General features: G+C 66.3%; 17 protein-coding genes. 7 read left to right on the plus strand and 10 right to left on the minus strand.

The window, feature by feature from the left end; translation table 11 throughout:
* Positions 1-22: 22 nt before the first annotated feature.
* The 3 genes from AC5RWT_RS15125 to AC5RWT_RS15135 form a co-directional block, all read right to left on the minus strand.
* Positions 23-1498, minus strand: coding sequence for an MDR family MFS transporter (locus tag AC5RWT_RS15125; RefSeq protein ID WP_494080876.1), 1476 nt, complete (start codon positions 1496-1498; stop codon positions 23-25).
* A gap of 96 nt (positions 1499-1594) precedes the next feature.
* A complete protein-coding gene (locus tag AC5RWT_RS15130) occupies positions 1595-2068 on the minus strand; it encodes a MarR family winged helix-turn-helix transcriptional regulator (protein WP_494080877.1) in 474 nt (157 codons plus the stop codon).
* A 137-nt stretch (positions 2069-2205) separates the two neighbouring features.
* Positions 2206-3924 carry a CocE/NonD family hydrolase gene (locus AC5RWT_RS15135; protein WP_494080878.1) on the minus strand — a complete coding sequence of 573 codons (1719 nt, stop codon included), beginning with the start codon at positions 3922-3924 and terminating at the stop codon, positions 2206-2208.
* A gap of 218 nt (positions 3925-4142) precedes the next feature.
* On the opposite strand from AC5RWT_RS15135, the gene AC5RWT_RS15140 reads away from it, so the two are divergent.
* Positions 4143-5084, plus strand: coding sequence for an MBL fold metallo-hydrolase (locus AC5RWT_RS15140; RefSeq protein WP_494080879.1), 942 nt, complete (start codon positions 4143-4145; stop codon positions 5082-5084).
* A gap of 75 nt (positions 5085-5159) precedes the next feature.
* Here the strand turns inward: AC5RWT_RS15140 and AC5RWT_RS15145 are convergent, their stop codons facing one another.
* From AC5RWT_RS15145 to AC5RWT_RS15165, 5 genes are all read right to left on the minus strand, one after another.
* Entirely contained in the window at positions 5160-6086 is a 927-nt protein-coding gene (locus AC5RWT_RS15145; RefSeq protein WP_494080880.1) for an alpha/beta hydrolase, read from the minus strand.
* On the minus strand, positions 6083-7204 hold the full coding sequence (locus tag AC5RWT_RS15150; protein WP_494080881.1) for an FAD-dependent oxidoreductase: 1122 nt from the start codon (positions 7202-7204) through the stop codon (positions 6083-6085). Before AC5RWT_RS15150 ends, AC5RWT_RS15145 begins: the two co-directional genes overlap by 4 nt.
* A gap of 127 nt (positions 7205-7331) precedes the next feature.
* Positions 7332-8285, minus strand: coding sequence for a phosphotriesterase family protein (locus tag AC5RWT_RS15155; RefSeq protein ID WP_494080882.1), 954 nt, complete (start codon positions 8283-8285; stop codon positions 7332-7334).
* Between the two features lie 49 nt (positions 8286-8334).
* On the minus strand, positions 8335-9318 hold the full coding sequence (locus AC5RWT_RS15160; protein WP_494080883.1) for a phosphotriesterase family protein: 984 nt from the start codon (positions 9316-9318) through the stop codon (positions 8335-8337).
* Positions 9319-9608: 290 nt separating this feature from the next.
* Positions 9609-10352 (minus strand): GntR family transcriptional regulator, encoded by a 744-nt coding sequence (locus AC5RWT_RS15165; RefSeq protein WP_494080884.1) that lies wholly within the window; start codon positions 10350-10352, stop codon positions 9609-9611.
* 146 nt (positions 10353-10498) lie between these two features.
* Between AC5RWT_RS15165 and AC5RWT_RS15170 the strand changes: the two genes are divergently transcribed.
* Positions 10499-10741, plus strand: a complete 243-nt coding sequence (locus AC5RWT_RS15170; RefSeq protein WP_494080885.1) for a DUF2630 family protein — start codon at positions 10499-10501, stop codon at positions 10739-10741.
* Positions 10742-10837: 96 nt separating this feature from the next.
* On the opposite strand, the gene ku is transcribed toward AC5RWT_RS15170, so the two are convergent.
* Positions 10838-11686 (minus strand): non-homologous end joining protein Ku, encoded by an 849-nt coding sequence (gene ku, locus AC5RWT_RS15175; protein WP_493969315.1) that lies wholly within the window; start codon positions 11684-11686, stop codon positions 10838-10840.
* 82 nt (positions 11687-11768) lie between these two features.
* Here ku and AC5RWT_RS15180 point away from each other — a divergent pair, with 82 nt between their 5' ends.
* From AC5RWT_RS15180 to AC5RWT_RS15200, 5 genes are all read left to right on the plus strand, one after another.
* Complete coding sequence (locus AC5RWT_RS15180) at positions 11769-14387, plus strand: ATP-dependent DNA ligase (protein ID WP_494080886.1); 2619 nt, start codon at positions 11769-11771, stop codon at positions 14385-14387.
* A gap of 281 nt (positions 14388-14668) precedes the next feature.
* The gene (locus AC5RWT_RS15185) at positions 14669-15745 is read left to right on the plus strand and encodes a LacI family DNA-binding transcriptional regulator (protein ID WP_494080887.1); all 1077 of its coding nucleotides are present in this window, start codon (positions 14669-14671) and stop codon (positions 15743-15745) included.
* 47 nt (positions 15746-15792) lie between these two features.
* Entirely contained in the window at positions 15793-16614 is an 822-nt protein-coding gene (locus AC5RWT_RS15190; RefSeq protein ID WP_494080888.1) for an alpha/beta hydrolase, read from the plus strand.
* 41 nt (positions 16615-16655) lie between these two features.
* Positions 16656-17570 carry a carbohydrate kinase family protein gene (locus tag AC5RWT_RS15195; protein WP_494080889.1) on the plus strand — a complete coding sequence of 305 codons (915 nt, stop codon included), beginning with the start codon at positions 16656-16658 and terminating at the stop codon, positions 17568-17570.
* Positions 17571-17607: 37 nt separating this feature from the next.
* Positions 17608-18444, plus strand: coding sequence for an HAD family hydrolase (locus tag AC5RWT_RS15200; RefSeq protein ID WP_494080890.1), 837 nt, complete (start codon positions 17608-17610; stop codon positions 18442-18444).
* A 3-nt stretch (positions 18445-18447) separates the two neighbouring features.
* On the opposite strand, the gene AC5RWT_RS15205 is transcribed toward AC5RWT_RS15200, so the two are convergent.
* Complete coding sequence (locus AC5RWT_RS15205) at positions 18448-19125, minus strand: hypothetical protein (protein ID WP_494080891.1); 678 nt, start codon at positions 19123-19125, stop codon at positions 18448-18450.
* Between the last annotated feature and the right edge of the window lies 1 nt (position 19126).

Genomic DNA, 19126 nt, shown 5'->3' on the forward strand with positions numbered 1-19126 from the left:
GAGAGCAGGACCCGCCAGGCCCCTAGTGGTCCTGGTCCTGCTTCAGCCGGCGCACGAACGGGGCACAGACGATGGCGACGAGGCCGAGGATCCCGCCAACGGTGAACGCGACCCGAACGCCGTCGACCAGCGCAACATTGTCTGCGACGCCGCTGGATGCAGCCAGAGTGGTACCGATCGTCATGGCCGCAATGAGCACCGCGGTGCCGGCGGCGCCCGCCAGCTGCTGCAGCGTGTTCATAATGGCGCTGCCATGGCCGTACTGCTCACGCGGCAGCGCACCCAGGGCAACGGTCATCAGCGGAGTCATCAGCATGGCCATGCCGATGCAGAACACCGTGTGGAAGATGATGATCGTTGCCACCGCGGTGTCGACGTGGACACTGCCCAGCAGCCACTGTCCCCCGGCCAGCAGCACGGCGCCGGGAATCACGATGGGGCGGGGACCGACCTTGTCGTAGATGCGGCCCACGATGGGGGAAACGACGCCCTGGATTAATCCGCCGGGCAGCAGCGCCAGGCCGATGGTCAGGGTGCCCAAACCCATGCCGTTCTGCATGAAAATCGGCATGACCATGACGGTGCCGAGCATGGTCGCCATGGCGATCATGACAATGACCACGGAGACGCGGAAGTTGCGCACCTTGAACGGCCGCAGATCCAGCAGATCCGACTCGGTCTTGCGCAGCGCGCGCTGGCGGTTGATGAACAGCACCAGCGCGATGCCTCCGACCACGAGGGCCACGACCGGAGCCCACGCCCCGTGCATCAGATCGGCAATGGACGAGAGGGCGTAGACGATGCCGCCGAAGGCGAACGCGGACAGGATCACCGACGGGACATCCAGCGGCGCCTTGCGGGTCTCCTTGTTGGTCTTGATGGCAAAGACGCCGAAGAGGAAGACGATGATGGCAACCGGGACCATCAGGCCGAAGACCCAGCGCCAATCGAAGGTGTTGATGATGGCGCCGGAGAGAGTGGGGCCGATGGCCGGAGCCACGGAAATGACCACGGAGTTCAGTCCCATCACGGTGCCGCGGTGCTGGACCGGCACGGACGTCAGGGTGGTGGTCATCAGCAGCGGCAGGATGATCGCTGTGCCGCCTGCCTGGACGATACGGGCAATCAGCAGGACCGCGAAGGTCGGGGCGACGGTCGCGAGGGCGGTGCCGACGATGAACAGCAGCATCGCGGTGACGAAGAGGCCCTTGGTGGTGAAGCGCTGCAGCATGAAACCGGTGGTCGGAATGACCACGGCCATGGTGAGCATGAAGCCGGTGGTCAGCCACTGCGCGGTGGTTGCCTCGATGCTGAGGTCCGCCATCAGGTTGGGGAGGGCGACGGTCAGCACCGTCTCATTGAGGATCATGATCTGTGCTGACAGCACCAGCGCGGTGATCACGGCGGCAACGCGCTTGGGCGAGATCCTCTCAGGCTCCACGGCGCTTGCCGCCTCCACCTCTCCGGGCGGAATTTTCTCCTCTAGGACGTCTTTCATGAACACCTTTTCTGATCGTGCGGGTGGGAGGCGACTTCGCCTGTAATACTTACAAAACTATAAGTATATACGCACACGAGAGCGCAGACCGGGTCCTCATCCGGGTTCGCCGATCAGGGCGGCCAAGCGCTGGAGGGCCGGAAGGCTTCCGGCGAGCTGCTCCTGTTCTTCGGGCCCCAGTTTCGCGGCCGCGGCTCCCAGCGCCTGCGCCCAGGCGCCCTCGAGCAGAGTCCTAATGCGCTGCGATTCCTCCGTGGGGTGCAAGGTGACGTAGCGCTTGTCTGTTGCATCGCGGATCCGGGTCACCAGGCCGCGGGCCACCAGCTCGCGCAGCTGCGTGCTGACATTGCTGAACTGGCGGTCCAGGCGAGCGGCAACTTCTGCCACCGTGATGCCGGGCTGGGACTCGATGACGCGCATGATGTCCACCATGCCGTTCGGCAGCAGGGGGATCCCGGCAGTTTCATGCGATTTACGGCGAACATCGGATGAGATGTCGATCAAGGCCACGGCCAGCTGGCGGTGGTCCACGCCCCTGCTCTGCACGGCTCCGGGCTGAGGCTTCTCCATTCCCTAAGCATAAGCGGGCTTAAGCCCCGCAGGCCGTGAGGTTCAGGGTCACCCCGGACCTCACGGCCTGGACGCCGCGGCGCCGGCACACGCCCCGCAGCCGTACGTCGCGGGGCCTCAGCGCGCGTGGTTTGCCGTTAGCGCGTAGTGAACGGCAGGACCAGACGGGACTGGTGGGCCGCGTCCCGATAGATCTTGTGTGTCACCGGACGTCCCACCGGAAGATGGAAGGCATCCGGCGGCAGCAGCGCATTGTGCTCGTCGGCCAGCGGCTCCCCGTTGGAAAGTTCGGCGACCAGTTTGTGTCCAGGCTTGAAGGTGTTGGCGAACGGGTACAGCCGGAGCACATACTCCTCGATCTTCCCTGGTTCCACCGGAACGGCACGGGTGTGCGGGTGGACAGGGCTGCCCTCACTGGTGCGCTCCTCGTCCAGCTCGCGGTGCGATGCCTTGAGGTAGCCGGTGGTGATCAACTGCCGCCTGCCGTTGGGGGCGTAGTCCCACAGGCGCAGGACGAAGTTTGAGTCCGGCTGGTCGATTTCGGCGAAGATGTGCGCAGCACCGGTGCCGATCATCTCCGTGTCCGCTTCGAACGGGGCCGTGCTCCAGCTGATGATCTCCACCTTGTCGGTGACCGTCAGCGGGGCCTGATAGAAGCCATCGGGGGCGGCATACTCCACGCCCATCAACTCGGGCTCGGTCGACAGCTTGTGGCGCGGACGCAGGTACAGCGACCTGTACTCGATCTCCTTCGGCGGCCACTGGTCGGCGGTGACGGTCTCGCGGGAGCCTTCGACGAAGACGCTCACGGCAGGTTCGTCCATCACGCCGTTGTCGATGCCCTTGATCCAGTAGTCGTACCAACGGAACATCTTGTCGTGTTCCTCGATGAAGGGGCGCGACTGCATGGGCGGGTACGGGCCGATGGTCAGCTTTTTGGGGCCCTTGAGCGCGTTGTACAGCTCGATGGTGCCGTCCATGGTCCAGCCGCGGCCTTGGTCGATCTGCAGCCAGACCGGGATGTCGATGTTCGGAGCCAGCGTGATCGGGTTGCGCTCCTCGTACCACTCGCCGTCCAGCTCGTTCATGACGATGTCGAACCAAGCCTCATGATTCTTCGGATAGTTCAGTACGTGCACCAGATTCGGCCAGGCGGCGACGTCGGGGTCTTCGAGGCGCTTGGCGACGAGCTTCTTGAGCTCCTCGGGGGAGTACTTCTCGATCATGCGGGACTTGACGTTGTCCGTGAAAGCCCAGCCCGAGTCGCCGCCGCGGCCTTCACGGGCCGCACGGGGCATGAACCACATGATGCCGCCGTGGTAGGTGGTTTCGTAGAAGTCATAGTGCCCGCCGCTGACGAAAATCGCCTTCAAATGGGGCGGACGTTCGGCGGCAGCCAGCACCTGCATGGAACCGAAATAGGAGATGCCGACCATGCCGACGTTGCCGTCGCACCACGGCTGTTCGGCGACCCATTCGATGAAGTCGTACGCATCCTGGCCCAGCGGAACACCGCCCGCGTTGTAGTTCCCGATGTGTTCGCCGCCGGAGTCGCCGGAACCGCGCAGGTCACCGATGACGTGGACATAGTCCTCCCTGACGATGCGCGCGATGTCGCCTGCTTCGATGCAGCCGTCCCACATAGGGCTCGGGCGCCGCTGCGGCGGAGTGGTCAGCGCCAGCGCCTGCAACTCCTTGCCGTACGGGCTGAGGGCCACCAGCGCCGGCCGGGGCTTGTCTTCGAGGCCCTGGTAGGTATCTGCGGCGAGCTCGACGCCGTCGCGCATCGGGATCCGCAGGTCCTTCCTGATCTTGATGGTCTCGCCGCCGGCATTCCACGTCGTGAAATCGGTCATGAATGTGCACTTCCTTGTCAACGTTCGAGTGCCAGGTGCGTCCCGCTGGCCGACATGCTCTCCAGAGCGTGACTCGATCATATTATTATAATAAAGTCGCTGCAAGGCGGTAGAGCGTTGCGCTCGACCAGCGGCACTGGAACGCTCGGTGCAGGGCACAGGCCGCACCGCCGTGGACATCAGGACCGTCAATGGGTCCCGAAGCTGAGGAGAGAACATTGACGCACGACGTGAAAATCCATCCGCTGGTCTCACCCTGGGGTCGGTTCGGTCTCTACAGCTTCTTTATTGACGCGCCCGAACCAGCCATTGTCGACACCGGTATCACCAGCTCCCCGGCAGAGGGCATGGTCCCGGAGCTGGAGAAGCTGGGCCGACGCATCGAGGACGTCAAGTGGATCCTGCTGACCCACGGCCACATCGACCACCTCGGGGGTGCACACGCCCTTTGGGAAATGACGGGCCGGAAAGCCACCGTTGCGATCCACGAAGCCGACGCTCCGCTGCTGCGCTCGCGCGGCGCGCACGTGCAGAACTACGTGGAGGTGCGCCGGCAGTACCTGGACAACCCCAACGCCATCGCGGAGCAAAGGGCGGCGGCCGAGCACGCCATCTCGGGGGAGATGGAGCCGGGAATGGTCCTGACAGGCGGCGAGACCCTCAACCTCGGCGGCGACGTCAGCATTTCCGTGCACCACATTCCCGGCCACACTGCCGGATCCGTGGCCTATGTGGTGGACGGGCAGAACGCCGTCTTCGTTGGCGATTCGGTGCAGGTCCATGGCGCCGCCAACCACTTCCCGGGCTATGAGGACCCGGAGGCCTACCGGTCCAGCCTCCAGTACCTGCGCGACGAAATCCGTCCCGAGCGGCTCTATCTGGGCCACCCTTACCGCAACACCGAGGGGGTGCCCTTTGATATCGGGATGGACCGCGCGACGGCACAGCAGGCCCTGCAGGAAAGCCTGGACGTTGAGGCCCGCGTCCGCGCAGCCGCCCGGCGTTCGCTGGAGGTCGGCCTGCAGGAGACCGACTCGCCCTATTCGCCGTTCGCGGCGGTGGCTGAGGAACTCAGCTACACCGGGGATCCGAAGCTGGAGCCTTCGCCGTTCTTTACGACGCTGCACGGCTACCGCAGGCTGTACGGCAAGAAGGCCTGACCAGCCCCGGCACGCCACAACGACGACGGCGGCGGGCACTTCGGGGTGCGCGCCGCCTGTGCCTGTGGACGGGAATCAGCCCCGGTTCAGGAACTCGCCAGCCTCCTGGTAGGCCCGGTACATCTCCGGAATCCAGAAAAAGTTCTGGATGAACCCGTGGTTCGCCCCGTCGTAGCGGGTGACGGTGGTGTCCACGCCGGCCTCCTTCAGCCGCTGCCCGTAGAGTTCGCCCTCGTCCCGCAGGGGGTCGTATTCGGCGGTGATGACCAGGGCCTTCGGCAGGCCGGAAAGGTCCTCCCGCTTGATCGGGGAGACGAGCGGGTCGGCGGGATCCGCGCCGCTCTCGAGGTAGAAGGAATTCCACGGCAACAGGGCCGGCGTCTCCAGGCCATAGCCGGTGGCATTCTCCCGCAGCGAGGCGTAGCGGTCCTCGTCGAAGTCCAGGTCCACCGATGGGTAAAACAGGATCTGGTGCGTGATCTGATCGAAGCCCTCGTCGTGGGCCATCGCCGTCACCGCGGCCACGAAGTTGGCCCCGGAACTGTCGCCCGCGACAGCCAGGTTCTTGCCGTCCCACGCCAGGCGCTCGCCCTGCCCCGCGGCCCACTGGACAACGCCGTAGCATTCCTGCAGGGCGGTCGGAAAGGAGGCCTCCGGTGCCAGTTGATAGCCGACGGAGATGACCTTGTGGCCGCTCTCCTTCGCCAGCGCCCGCGCCACGTGGTCATGCGTCTCCAGGCTGCCGGAGAAGAACGCACCGCCGTGGAAGTACACCAGCAGCCCGTAGGACGCGGCCTCGGCCGGGGTGTAGATCCGCACAGGGACCTTGCCTGCCGCAGTGTCTGCAACGGTGTCCTCCACGGCGTGCAGCGGCAGCCGCTGCTCCAGCGGGGCGACGAACTGCAGGTCGCCCGCGCGCTTGCCCTCGGGGTCCGGCCGCGTGCTGTGGTCGAACGGCGGCAGCGTGGCGAGGAGTTTGCCGATCTCGGGGTGGATGGTCACTCGACACCAGCTCCCTTCTTGAAGGACGTGGTCTCCGGGAAGGAGTCGCCAATGTCGAACGGCTTGCGGGAGATGTCCTGCAGCACGTCGGTGATGGGCTTGCGCTTGGCTTGGTAAGTGCGCAGGGCATCCTGCAGGTCGGACCCGTCCTTGATGGCGTCGGCCAGCCAGGCGGCGTCCTGCATGGCGGAGTTCGCGCCCTGGCCCTGGTGGTGCAGCATGGCGTGCGCGGCATCGCCCACCAGGGCAACGCTGTTGGTGTGCCAGTTCGGCTGCTTGTCGATGTCGTAGACACCGCGGTTGGTCATCGAGGCGATGTCCAGTTCCTGGCCGATCTTCTGCAGGCGCTCGTCGAAGCCCTCCAGCAGCGCTCCGATGTACTCGTGCGTGACCTCCGGCGCCCAGGCGGTGTCCTCGCTCGGGGCGGTGATGTCGAAGGACACCTGGTTGCGGTGGCGCAGCGGCAGGAAGTACACGGTGGTGCCGTTCCGGCCCACGTAGACGCGGAAGTTGTCGTTTTCCACCAGGCCGTAGGCATCGTCGGCGGAGATCACGGCGCGCATGGCAATGGTGTGGGAGAACACTGGCTGGACCTCGCCGAAGATCTGGTTGCGGACGCTGGAGCGGATGCCGTCGGCGCCCAGCACCAGATCGGCAGTGACTTCGACGCCGTTCTCGAACTTCACGGTGGCGGAGTCGCCGTTGTCCGTGACGGTGATCATCTTGTGGCCGATGTGCACGCGCTCGGCCGGCAGGAGGCGCAGGAGGGTTTCGATGACGTCCCCGCGGTGGACCATGCGGCAGTGGTTGGTCTGGGCGTATTCGTTGATGCCGGGCCACGGGTCGCGGGCAATGAGCTCGCCGTTGGCCTGGTAGACCTCGATGGCCTCGGACGGGGCGGAGACCTTGGCAAACTCTTCGAACACGCCCCACTTGCGCAGCACCTCGACGGTCGGCGGGCGCAGGCCGATGCCGGCTCCTACTTCGCCAAGCTCGGGGGCCTGCTCGTAGACGTGCACGTCGGCGCCGAGCTGCAGCAGGGCCAGGGCAGCGGAAGCGCCGGCGTAGCCGCCGCCCACAACGGCAACCTTCAGGTTCTGGATGTCGGAAGTCTGCATTGTTCTGTTCCTTCACTGGACGCCGGTGCAGGCGTCCTCGGGGTGAGTGTGGTGGATGGGGACCCGCCGCCGTCGTCATAGGCGGAAGCGGGGCCGACGCGTGCGCGCCGAATTGGAGGGATGCGAGTCAGGCCTTGATGGAGAGGAAGTCGGCCGGGTTGTCCTCGAGGAGGAGCTTGATGGTGGCGTCGTCGATGCCGGCGGCGCGCATGTCCGGGATCATGTCCTCGAACATGTAGTTGATGGTGTGGCCCTTCACGCCCGGCCATCCCAGCGGGCTGCAGTTGGCGTCGGCCGAGACGAGCAGCTTGTCGGTGTAGCCCTTGTTCACGAGCTTGACGAAGTGCTCCATCCGCTCGGCGCGTTTGCGGCCCCAGAACGGCGGGTCGGGCAATTCGAGGTCGTAGCCGAAGGTATCGAAACCAATGCGGCCGCCCTGTTCGTAAATCCAGTCGTGCGGGGTGATCGGGGCATTCAGCCCGTCGTCCGCGTGGCCAAAGAGAACGCGATCCAGCGGCAGGCCCTCTTCGTTGAAGATGTTCACGGCGGGCTCGGGATCGATGGCCAGGTGGGTGAGGATGGGCACGCCAGTGATGACGGCGGCGCGGGCGGCGGCGCGGTAGATCCGCTTGTCCAGTTCGGTCATCTTGCCGCCGCGGCTCACGCCGACCTTGATGACGCCGGCCTTGGCGCCGGTATTGCCGATGCCCACGGTGATCTCGTGGAGGAACACTTTCGTCAGGTAGTCCACCGATGCCCGGGAGAAGTGCGGCAGGGCGGTGTCCCCGCCGACGAAGCCGGTGCAGGCCACGATGTGCACGCCGGTCTTGGCCGAGAGGGACTTGTAGTAGTCGACGTCGCGGCCGTTGCAGATGCCGGTGGCATCCACGAAGGTGCCGCCGCCGTACTCGCGGAACTTCCGCAGCTTCGGCACGGTTTCCTCGTAGGCCTGCTCCGGCGACTTCCACCACTTGGTGTCGAGTTCGGAGCCGGGCATGCCGTAGCCGATGTGTTCGTGGACCGCCACGATTTCCAGTTCTTCGGCCGGGATGGTTCCCAGCACGGTGTTGACCTTGGTCATTCCTTCACCTCAGGAGTTTCGAAAGCTTGTTGATGGTGGGCAGCGGTGCTCAGCGCACAGTCAGCAGGTTGCGCGGATTGTCCACCAGGATGCGTTGTGCCTCGTCGTCGCTCAGGCCTTGGTCCTTGAGGAAGGGGACGAAGACCGTCAGGACGTGGCTGTAGGGCAGGTTGTACTCCGGCAGGCCCTTGGCCACACCGATCGAGTTGCCCGAGAGGATGATTTTGTCTGCATGGCCGGCCTTGACCAGCTCGAGCACCAGCTCGGCACGCTCGCGGTCGGTGAGGTAGTCCTCGTCGTCGTCAAGGCCAACGTGGTCGATCCCGACGAAGGCCCCGCGGCCGGCGACCTGGAGGGCGGAGCCGGCGGCATCCTTTCGGTCCAGGCCGCCGACGAGCACGCGGTCGGCGTCGATCTGCTCGTCCAGAACGATGTTCAGGTCATGCAGGACGTCCGCGCCGAAGCGTATGGAGACCGGAACACCGGTGTTCCTGGCTGCCCGGGCGGAGCCGCGGAACAGGCTTTCCTCGGTTGGGGTCATGCCGGCGCGGTCGGCGACCGTGGCGACGATCCCGGCGGCGGCGCGGCGTTCAACACGGGGGACCACCATGCCCTCGGTGACCTCCTTGCCGAAGAGGTCCTCGAACTTCTCGGCCGGCCACGGGGTCGGCGGGTTGGTCTGCGGCGTGAGGAAGTAACCGCCCAGTTCCTCCTCGGGGCCCAGGCCGGTGGAGGCAATGATGTGCACGCCGGTGGAGCGTGACAGCGCCTCGTAGAGCTTCAGGTCGCGGCCGTGGAACATACCCGTGCTGTCCACGATCGTCTTGCCGCCACCGTCGCGGAAGTCGGTGAGCTTCGCGGCCAGGGCCTCGAAGATCTCGGCCCGGTCCATGGAGATGTCCGGGGCGTACTGGGCGCCGGGCAGGACGGAGAGCAGGGCCTCGTGGACCGCGACCACGCCCAGGTCCTGGGCGGGAACGGGACCGAGGACAGTGTTTACGGTGTGGCTGGGGACAGTCGTTGTATCCGTCATTGGCACAACCTTTCGTCTTGCGCGGCACCTCTGCGGCGTTGCGCACTGGGAAGGATCATGCACCGCGACCTCTGGATTCATTCCTCGCCGAACTCGGTGCAGGCGGTAGTAAACGAAGGAGGCAGTCCACCGAGGGACCTGGCGTCCGCTATGTAGCAGTCCCGCGCTGATGTGACCTTGATTACCTGTCAACTAGGTTTACACGATGTCATGTCAAAGTCAAGGGAAGCAGCCCTCGAAAGCCCGAGGCTAGGGATCGGGTGCGCGGGGCGGTCCCGCACTGTGGCGGGCTACTGGCTGGTGCTGAACCGGTACTTGAATTTTTCTGCTTGGTGCACCGCTGAGCGCCACCCGGCGGGGAGGTCTCCCGTGGTGAAAAAGACGGTTTCGATCACCAACAGCGGGCTTCCCTCGCTGACCCTGAAGGTCGCCGCCTGTTCGGCGGTTGCCGCCGCCGCCCACGCTTCATGCTCGGCCCGCACGTGCGTGATGCCGAAATCCCTCTTGAGGAGTTCGAAGGCGGAGCCTTGGTCTTCGAGTTCCTTGGCAGTGGGGCCGAAGTCCTCGGGTGCCCGGATGTAGACGTCGGCTTCGACGAGTGGCTCGTCCTCGACCGAAATCAGGCGGGTAAAGTGCAGGAGCCGCTCATGGGCCTGCAGGTTCAAGATATCGCGGATCCGGGCAGGTGGCTCGACCCGCTCGATACCGGCGACCTTGCCCGTCGGATGCAGCCCGCTGTCGGAAAGGTACTGGTACAAAGCACCGGACCGCACGTCGGCGGGCCGCTGGACCCGGGTGCCCGTGACCGGGAACGTCCCTTTGCCTTGCTTTCTGTAGACGTATCCCTCGCTCGCAAGCTCCAGGAGTGCCTGCCTGATAGGCGCCCGGCTGACCTCGAAGCGGCTGAGCAGTTGCGCCTCTGTCATGGGCTTGTGGGGATCCGCAGTTCCCTCGGTGACTTCCCGGCGCAGAATTTCCTTGATCTGCCGATACAGGGGTACGCCGGACGAGGAATCAAGCTCGCCATATGCCATGAGTTTTTTGCCCCTCCATCATGCCGGTCACCGGTGTGTACCCCTGCAGGAAGTCAACCACAGAACTTAATTCATTGAGGAGACGGCCTAGCACGCAGCCGGCGGGCCAAGTAGCCTGAAGTGACCACCGCCGGGAGGGGCCTGCCATGGACCAGGACATCCAGAAGTACATCCACGAACTGGTCGAGAAGGAACAACAACTGCGCGACTCCATGCCGGAGGATCCGGACAAGGCGTCGGCTCGCGCAGCCGAGCTGCGCCGGCTGGAGGAGCAGCTGGACCAGTGCTGGGACCTGCTGCGCCAGCGCCGGGCCAAGCGCAAAGCGGGCGAGGATCCGGGCGAAGCAGAGACCCGGCCGGTTGAGGAAGTGGAACACTACCGGCAGTAGCGCGGGGAACCGTCCCACCGCCGTGGCGCCGCACCGTCCCACCCGGGTCGTTTTCGCCGTCGCGCCGAACCACCCGCCGTCGTTCCGCTGCGTGCCTCAGGCGCCTTTGGACTTGGACCCGGACTTCTTCTTGGAAGCGGAGGCGCCGGAGGACGACTTGGCCTCGCGGTTTTTCTCCACGCTCTTGCGGAGTGCGTCCATCAGGTCCAGGACCTTGCCGCCTTCTTCCTTCTCGTCCTGGCCAAAGGTCTTTTCCGTGTCCAGCGCCTCGCCCTGCTCCAGCTTTGCCTCAATCAGCGTGCGGAGCTGTTCCTGGTACTCATCGGTGTAGTCGGCGGGCGTGAAATCGGAGGAAAAGGAGTCCACGAGTGCCGCAGACATCTCCTTTTCTTTGGCGGAGATGCGCACGGTTTCTTCCAGAGACGGGAAGCTGGCCTCCCGCACTTCGTCCTCCCACAGCAGGGTCTGGAGCATCAGGACCTTGCCGCGGACGCGCAGCGCGGCCAGCCGGGTCTTTTGCCGCAGCGCGAACTGCACGATGGCTGTGCGGTCGGTTTCTTCGAGCGTTCGCCGCAGCAGGACGTAGGCCTTGGTGGACTTTGAATCCGGCTCCAGATAATAGCTGCGGTCGAACATGATCGGATCGATCTGGTCACTCGGGACGAACTCGACTACCTCGATCTCGCGGCTTTTTTCGACCGGCAGCGACTTGAAATCTTCGTCGGTGATCACCACGGTGTGTTCCCCGTCGTCGTACGCTTTGTCGATGTTCTGGTAGTCGACGGTCTTGCCGCAGACCTCGCAGCGGCGCTGGTACCGGATGCGCCCGCCGTCCTGGTCGTGGACCTGGTGCAGGCTTACATCGTGGTCTTCGGTGGCGCTGTACAGCTTGACGGGCACATTGACCAGACCGAAGGCCACAGCTCCTTTCCAGATGGCTCTCATGGCACTAGTCAACACCCGCGAGCGGTACAAAGCCAGAGGCAGACGGCTAGCCAATCGCCCTCGTCGCATACAGGATGGGGGTATGGCCAGCCAGAAATCGAGCCCAAGCCAGACCGTAGCCGTGGACGGGCACCGGCTCAGGCTCACGAACCTGGACAAGGTGCTGTACCCCGAAACCGGAACCACCAAGGCAGACGTCATTGCCTACTATTCGGAAATTTCCGATTACCTGATCCCGCATGCGGCGGACCGGCCCGTGACGCGCAAGCGCTGGGTTCACGGCGTCGGCACCGCAGCCGAACCCGGCGAGGTGTTTTTCCAGAAGAACCTGGACAAATCGGCACCCAGTTGGGTCGAGCGGCACTCCATTGAGCACAAGAGCAACACCAACGTGTACCCGCTCGTGAACGACCGGGCGACGCTGACGTGGCTTGCCCAGATTGCCGCCTTGGAAATCCACGTCCCGCAGTGGAAGTTCGGCCCGCGAGGCAAGGTCAACAATCCGGACCGGATGGTGCTGGATTTGGACCCCGGAGAAGGGGCCGGGTTGGCGGAGTGCGTTGAAGTGGCCTTCCTGATCAAAGACATCCTGGAGGGAATGGGGCTGGATCCGCGGCCGGTAACCTCCGGCTCCAAGGGGATCCACCTTTACGCCGGGCTGGACGGCCGGCAGACATCGGAGGAGGTCAGCCAGGTGGCGCATGAGTTGGCCCGGTTGCTCGAATCCGACCATCCGGACCTGGTGGTCAGCGACATGAAGAAGTCGCTGCGCACGGGCAAAGTCCTGGTGGACTGGAGCCAGAACAACTGGGCCAAGACCACCATCGCCCCGTACTCGCTGCGTGGGCGCGTGCATCCCACCGTGGCGGTTCCCCGCACCTGGGGCGAGCTGGAGGACCCGGACCTGGCCCACCTCGACTTCCGCCAGGTTCTGGAGCGGGTCAAGGAGATCGGTGATCCGCTCGCGGGCATGTCGGGCGGTACCGCGGACGAGCAGTCATTGCAGGAAGCGGCTGAGCCGGACACCGCCGGAACGGGGAAGCCGGAGTCAGGGCCGGACCGGCTCAGTGTGTACCGTTCCATGCGCGATCCGGACCGGACGCCCGAGCCGGTGCCCGCGGTTGTCGAGCGGCGGGACTCAAGCGAACGGCTTTTCGTGATCCAGGAGCATCACGCACGCCGGCTGCACTACGACGTCCGGCTGGAACACGAGGGGGTGCTGGTGTCCTGGGCCGTGCCAAAGGGGCCGCCGACCTCGACCGGCAAGAACCACCTGGCCGTCCACACCGAGGACCACCCGATGGAATACGCCACCTTCGAAGGCACTATCCCCAAGGGCGAATACGGCGCCGGGGTGATGACCATTTGGGACACCGGCACCTATGAAGCGGAGAAGTGGCGAGAGGGCAAGGAAGCCATCATTGTGCTGCATGGTTCCACAGACGGGGGCCTGGCGAACGACGGCGGACCCTCCGGCCCGCGTCGGTACGCCTTGATCCGCACCGGCGGTGAAGGCGGCAAGGACAATTGGCTGATGCACTTGATGAAGGAGCAGCCGGGTCCCGGAGCCAAGCCTGACCAGAACGGCGGCCGTGCGGGCAAGGACAAGGGCGCTGCCGGGACGGGTGTGCAGGCAGAGGGCACTGGCTCCTCACCAAGGGACGCGGGGGCCGCACGAAGGGACACCGCCGTTGAAAGCCAAGATGCCGGCACCGGGCCCCACACTGCCCCTCCCCAGCCGGTGAAACCAATGCTGGCCGTCCAAGGCACAGAGGCCTCCATCGACGAGGACGAGGGCTGGGCCTACGAGCTGAAATGGGACGGAATCCGGGCCATCGCCGTCGTTGCTGACGGGCAGGTGCAACTCATCAGCCGCAACGGCAACGACATGACCAAGACCTACCCGGAACTGGCTGACCTGCCCGAACATCTGCTCGCCCAAACCGCAGTGCTGGACGGTGAAATCGTTGCGCTGGACGCCAAAGGGCGGCCCGACTTCGGCCGGCTGCAAAACCGCATGAACCTGACCAAAAAGGCCGACATCGAGCGTGCCGCCGCCAAGTACCCGGTTGAGTATTTCCTCTTCGATTTGCTGGAACTGGACGGAACATCAACGCTTGGGCTGGAATACTCCCAACGGCGTGAAATCCTCGCCGAGGCAGTGCAAGCCCCGGCAGACGGCCACATCCAGGTGCCGCCGGAATTGGACGCCAGCGTCGCTGAAGCCGTCGCAGCCAGCCGGGACGTCGGACTGGAAGGCATCATCGCCAAGCGCACGGACAGCAACTACGCCCCGGGGATACGGACGAGGAGTTGGATCAAGATCAAGAACCAGCTGACGCAGGAAGTGGTCATTGTGGGGTGGCGTCCGGGCAAAGGCTCCCGCGCCCGCAAGGTTGGCTCGCTGCTGGTCGCCGTGCCCGACGGAGTTGAACTGAGCTACGTCGGCCGCGTAGGGTCCGGGCTGACGGAGCGCGAGCTGGCCGAGATCGGTTCCCGGCTCAAGAAGATGTCACGCAAGACGCCGCCGCTGGAGGGCGTGCCCTCTGCTGACGCCGCGGACGCGCACTGGGTCCGGCCCGCGCTGGTTGGAGAAGTGCAGTTCAGCGAACGCACCGAAGCCGGGAAGCTGCGCCATCCGGTCTGGCGGGGTTTCCGGCCGGACAAAAAACCGTCGGACGTCGTCGTCGAAATCCCTTAAGTACACGTCTGATGCAGCGGGCTTGACACGGCACTGGCCGAGGGTTCGCCGCCTCTGCGCAGGGCTTGCGGCGGCGCGTGCAAAGGGTCTGCTGGTCCGTCTGTGGAGCCCCTGGCGCTGCACGTGCGACGGACCGGAGGCTCCGCTTCAGGAGGGCCAGGCGCTGAAAGATTTTGCACCCAACCCCTATCATTCTGCGGATGAATCGTTAGTCTTTACCCAGGGGAACTTCAGGGGGAAGTTTCGGGGGATGTTTCTTGGGGAAGAAGGCAGACCGCATTATGGGGAGTTCATTTAAGCCGACTATTCGCGACGTTGCGGAGCGGGCGGGAGTCTCGCTGGCGACCGTCTCCTACGTGCTGTCCGGCCGCCACGGAGGTTCAACGCGGATCAGCGAGCCGACCAAAGCCCGGGTGGTCGAGGCCGCCAAATCGCTGGGATACGTACCCAACCACGCCGCCCGCGGCATGCGCCGTGGACGGACAGACACGGTCGCCGTCGTGGTGGAAAACCTGGATTCGGCCTGGGACCGGCAGTTGGCGGAGGTTGCGAACCGCGTGCTGCCCGAGCACGGTTACCGGGTGGTTGTCCTTCTGGGCCAGGAGGCTTGGCGGAACTTCATGCTGTCCGGTGGGGCGGACGGCGCCATCCTGGGTTTCAGCACGGAAACGCCCGAGGAAGACCACACCTTGCGTGACCTCGCAGACCGGGGCGTCGCCCAGGTGGTGGTGTCGCAGTTCCTGCAGCCCGACGGCTTCGACGTGCTGGCCGTGGACGCGGAAGTGGGCATAGGCCAGGCGGCTGCGTATCTGGCTGCCAGGCATCGCCGGATCGCGGTGCTGCATCGAGGCGGGCCGTCCCCGGGCCGCCGGGGTACCCGGCTGGGGTTGTTCCGGCAGGCAATGACCGACCTCGGCGCCGAGTTGGACGAGAACCTCGTGCGGGCAACCCATGGGTCCTGGCGAGAGTCCCACGAGGTGGCCGGCGAGCTGCTCAAGCTGGCCGATCCGCCCACGGCGTTCTTCACCACCGCGGACCTGGAAGCCCTCTGCGTCTCTGGATCCGCGACCGCAGCCGGACTCAAAATCCCGGAGGACCTAGAGATCATCGGCGTGGACACCTCGGATCTCGGGCACCACTCCGACCCGCCGCTGAGCTCGGTGGGACCGGAGCCGCTGGTGGGCACCGTGGTGGACTTGCTGATCGACCGTCTGGAGGGCCGCGCGCCCGCCAGCGGCCGGCTGGTGCCGTCACCGTGGAAACTGCAACACCGCGGGACCACTGTGGCCGGTGGACCCGGCGGCGCCACGGACGGCTCGGACGAGGTGGAAGACAGCGTCTCCAACGGCGTGCCGTAGCCGCAGCCAGCAGACGTCTGTGCCGCGGGCCGGGCTAGAGTGCAGGCATGGAGTGCACCCGGCACAGCTACGGCCCGGATCCCAGCCAGTTCGCGGAACTGTACCTGCCCGCCCGGCGCCTGCACACCGCCGTCGTGGTCATTATTCACGGCGGGTACTGGCGCGCCGCCTATGGCGCGGAGCTCGGGCGTCCGACCGCCCGGGACCTGGCCGGCCGCGGCTGGATCTGCTGGAACATGGAATACCGCCGCGTGGGCAACGGCGGCGGATGGCCCGAAACGTTCGACGACGTTGCTTCCGCCCTCGACCAGCTCGCCGTTGTTGCGCAACGGCTGGGATTCAATGCCGACCGCGTGGTGGGCCTCGGTCACTCGGCCGGCGGACAGTTGGCGGTGTGGGCCGCCGGACGCGGCATGTGGCCGCTGGAAGTCTCCGGTGCCCGCGTGCCCGGGGCCGCTCCGCGGGTGGAGCTCGAAGCGGTGATCAGCCAGTCCGGAGTGTTGGATCTGGCCCGGGCGCAGGAGCTGGGCCTCAGCGACGGCGCGGTGGAAAACCTGCTGGGCCCGCCGTCGCGGGGGCCGTTGGTGTGCCCGTCGCGGGAGTCCGCACCGGCGGAAGGCACAGGCCTGGATCCCCGCGCGTTCGCGGACCCCATGCGTGGCCTGCCGCTTCCGGTCCCGGTCTACGCCTTCCACGCCGAGCAGGATGCCGACGTGCCGCGGGAGCTGTCCGAGCGCTACGTTGCCGCTGCCCGGGCGGCCGGCGGGGTTGCCGAGCTGGTACTCGTTCCGGGGGACCACTACGCGCTGATCGATCCGGGCGCCGCTGCCTTCGCGCGGATCCGCGAAGTGCTGGCCAGGCTGGGCTGAGGCCGGTGCGCTCAGCGACGGCGCTCTGCTACGTTGGCACTGTGCTCACGGTCATAGGCGAAGCCCTGGTGGACGTAGTCCGCTCCGCCGCGAGGCCTCCGCGCGCGCATGTCGGCGGCAGCCCGTTGAACGTCGCGGTGGGGTTGGCCCGGCTGGGCCGTCCCGTCCAGTTCGTTGGCCGGTACGGCAAGGACCGGTTCGGGGACTTGGTGCACAGCCACCTGCGGAACAATTCCGTGCTGGTGCCGCTGGACCCGGATGCCTCGCCGACCAGCACCGCGACGGCCAGCCTGGATCCCGCCGGTGCCGCCCACTACTCTTTCGACGTGCTCTGGGAGCTCCCGGAACTCGAACGCGTCCGGCCCCGGCTGCTTGATGAAACCGTCTGGCTGCACACCGGATCCCTCGCCACCATGCTGGAGCCGGGCGCCCACGCGGTGCACAAGACGGTGCAGCGGGCCCACCCGCGGGCGCTGGTCAGCTATGACCCGAACTGCCGGCCCACGCTGGTCACCGATCGTGACTTTGCCCGCCGTCAGGCGGAAAAATTCGTGCTGCTGGCCGACGTGGTCAAAGCCTCCGATGAAGACCTGTGCTGGCTCTACCCGGACCGCCCGGTCGAAGAGACGGCCCGCGAATGGATGAAGCAGGGCCCGGCTGCCGTGGTGGTCACGCACGGCGCAAAGGGCAGTTGGGGACTGGTCCGTGCAGGATCGGTGGCCGTCGCGGCACCGGCGGCTTCCGTCGTGGACAGCGTAGGCGCCGGCGATGCCTACATGTCCGGGCTGCTCGATGCGCTGCTGGATGCCGGGTTCTCCGGTTCCGCCCGGCGCGGGAAGCTGCGGGACATGGCTTCCTCGACGCTCGAAGACGTGATGACCCACGCTGCCCGGGCAGCGGCCGTCACTGTGTCCCGGGCAGGGGCCAATCCGCCGCACCGCGACGAACTGGCTTGAGCGGCCTCCGCCGGCGGTACATCCCTACACTGGTTCAATGCGCCTCATCGCCAGCGACCTGGACGGCACGATCATCGGCCGGGACGGGAAAATCAGCCCCCGCACCGTCCGCGCCTTCCGGGATGCCGCCAGCGCTGGGGTGGAGGTGGTTTTCGTCACCGGCCGGCCGCCGCGCTGGCTGGCGCCGCTGGCCGAGCAGATCGGCCACCGCGGAAGGGTGATCTGCTCCAACGGCGCCGTCGTCTACGACCTCGAGTCCAGCCGCGTTCTCTCGGCACAGACGCTGCCGTACCAAAACATCATTGAAGTGCGGGGCATCATCCTCGATCTGCACCCGGCGGTGACGTTCGCCGTGGAAACCACTGAGGGTTTCCAGCTGGAACCGGGCTTCATTCAACAGGGTTCGGTGGAGCTGCTGGGTGGCATTGTGCCCCAACTGCTGCCGCAAAGCCTGCGTCCCACCGATGCGGTGGTGAAGCTCTTGGCCCGCGGCACGGACATCGACCCGGACGACTTCCTGGCCGAGGTCGGCCCCGCGGTGCGGCATCTGGCCGCGGTGACACATTCGGCCCCCGGCAATCCGCTGCTTGAGATGGCGCGGCCGGGAATTAACAAAGCGGTCACCCTGGCCCAGTACGCCGGTTCGCTGGGCATTGGCGCCCAGGACGTGGTGGCCTTCGGCGATATGCCCAACGACATCGAGATGCTGCAGTGGGCCGGGGCGGGCTACGCCATGGCCTCCGGCCACCGCAGCGCGCTCGAAGCAGCTTCCTTCCGCGCCCCGGCCTTCAGCGACGACGGCGTCGCCCAGGTGATCGAGGAGCGACTGGCGGGCTTGCGGCCGGCACAGCAGGGACCGCTGACCACCGCCTGAGGGTCAGGAGCCTCCCGGAGGTCCGGTCCTCACCGGCCGGCGCGGAGTCTGGGGGCGCTCGGCTAGATACCGACGGGCGAACCAGCTGGGCCCCACGCCCGCGTGCCGCTTGGGCGGCTCAACATCGGCGACAATCAACTCTTCGTAGAGGCCAGCCTCCGCCGCTACGCCCGTCACCGGCGCCGCAATGAAGCTGTGGCCCGGCCCGCTCCAGGCCACCACCGGTGCGGACGGTCCGCGGCGGGCAAGGGCACGGAACCAGCCGTCCCGGCCGTCGCTGCCGCCGGGCACCAGCAGTACTTGCACTCCGGCGCCTGAACCCGGCCGAGTGAACCCGCTGTCCGCATCCGGTCCGATCCGGCCGGCGTCGTCCTCGGTAGCCAGGGCGACGAGCAGCCCGTCCAGCGGCACCACCACAGCAGCGTCCGTGCAGGCCTGGAGCCCGCCGGCGGCATCCACCAGCCAGAGTTCTGTGCTGCCGCCGGCGGTGCTGCCGCCGGCCACGGCCATGCGGTGCAGTGCGGCGAGCCGGCCCAGCTCACGGCGGAATCCGGGCGGGAAGCCGGACGGCAGCACCAACAGCCGGGCGCCCAAACCCGCGGCCTGTTCGAGCCAGCGCTGGCTGCGCACCAGCGCGGCATCGCTGTGCAGCCCCGCAGCCTGCACCAGGGCAAGACGCATG

Source organism: Arthrobacter sp. Dra40, from assembly GCF_059091905.1.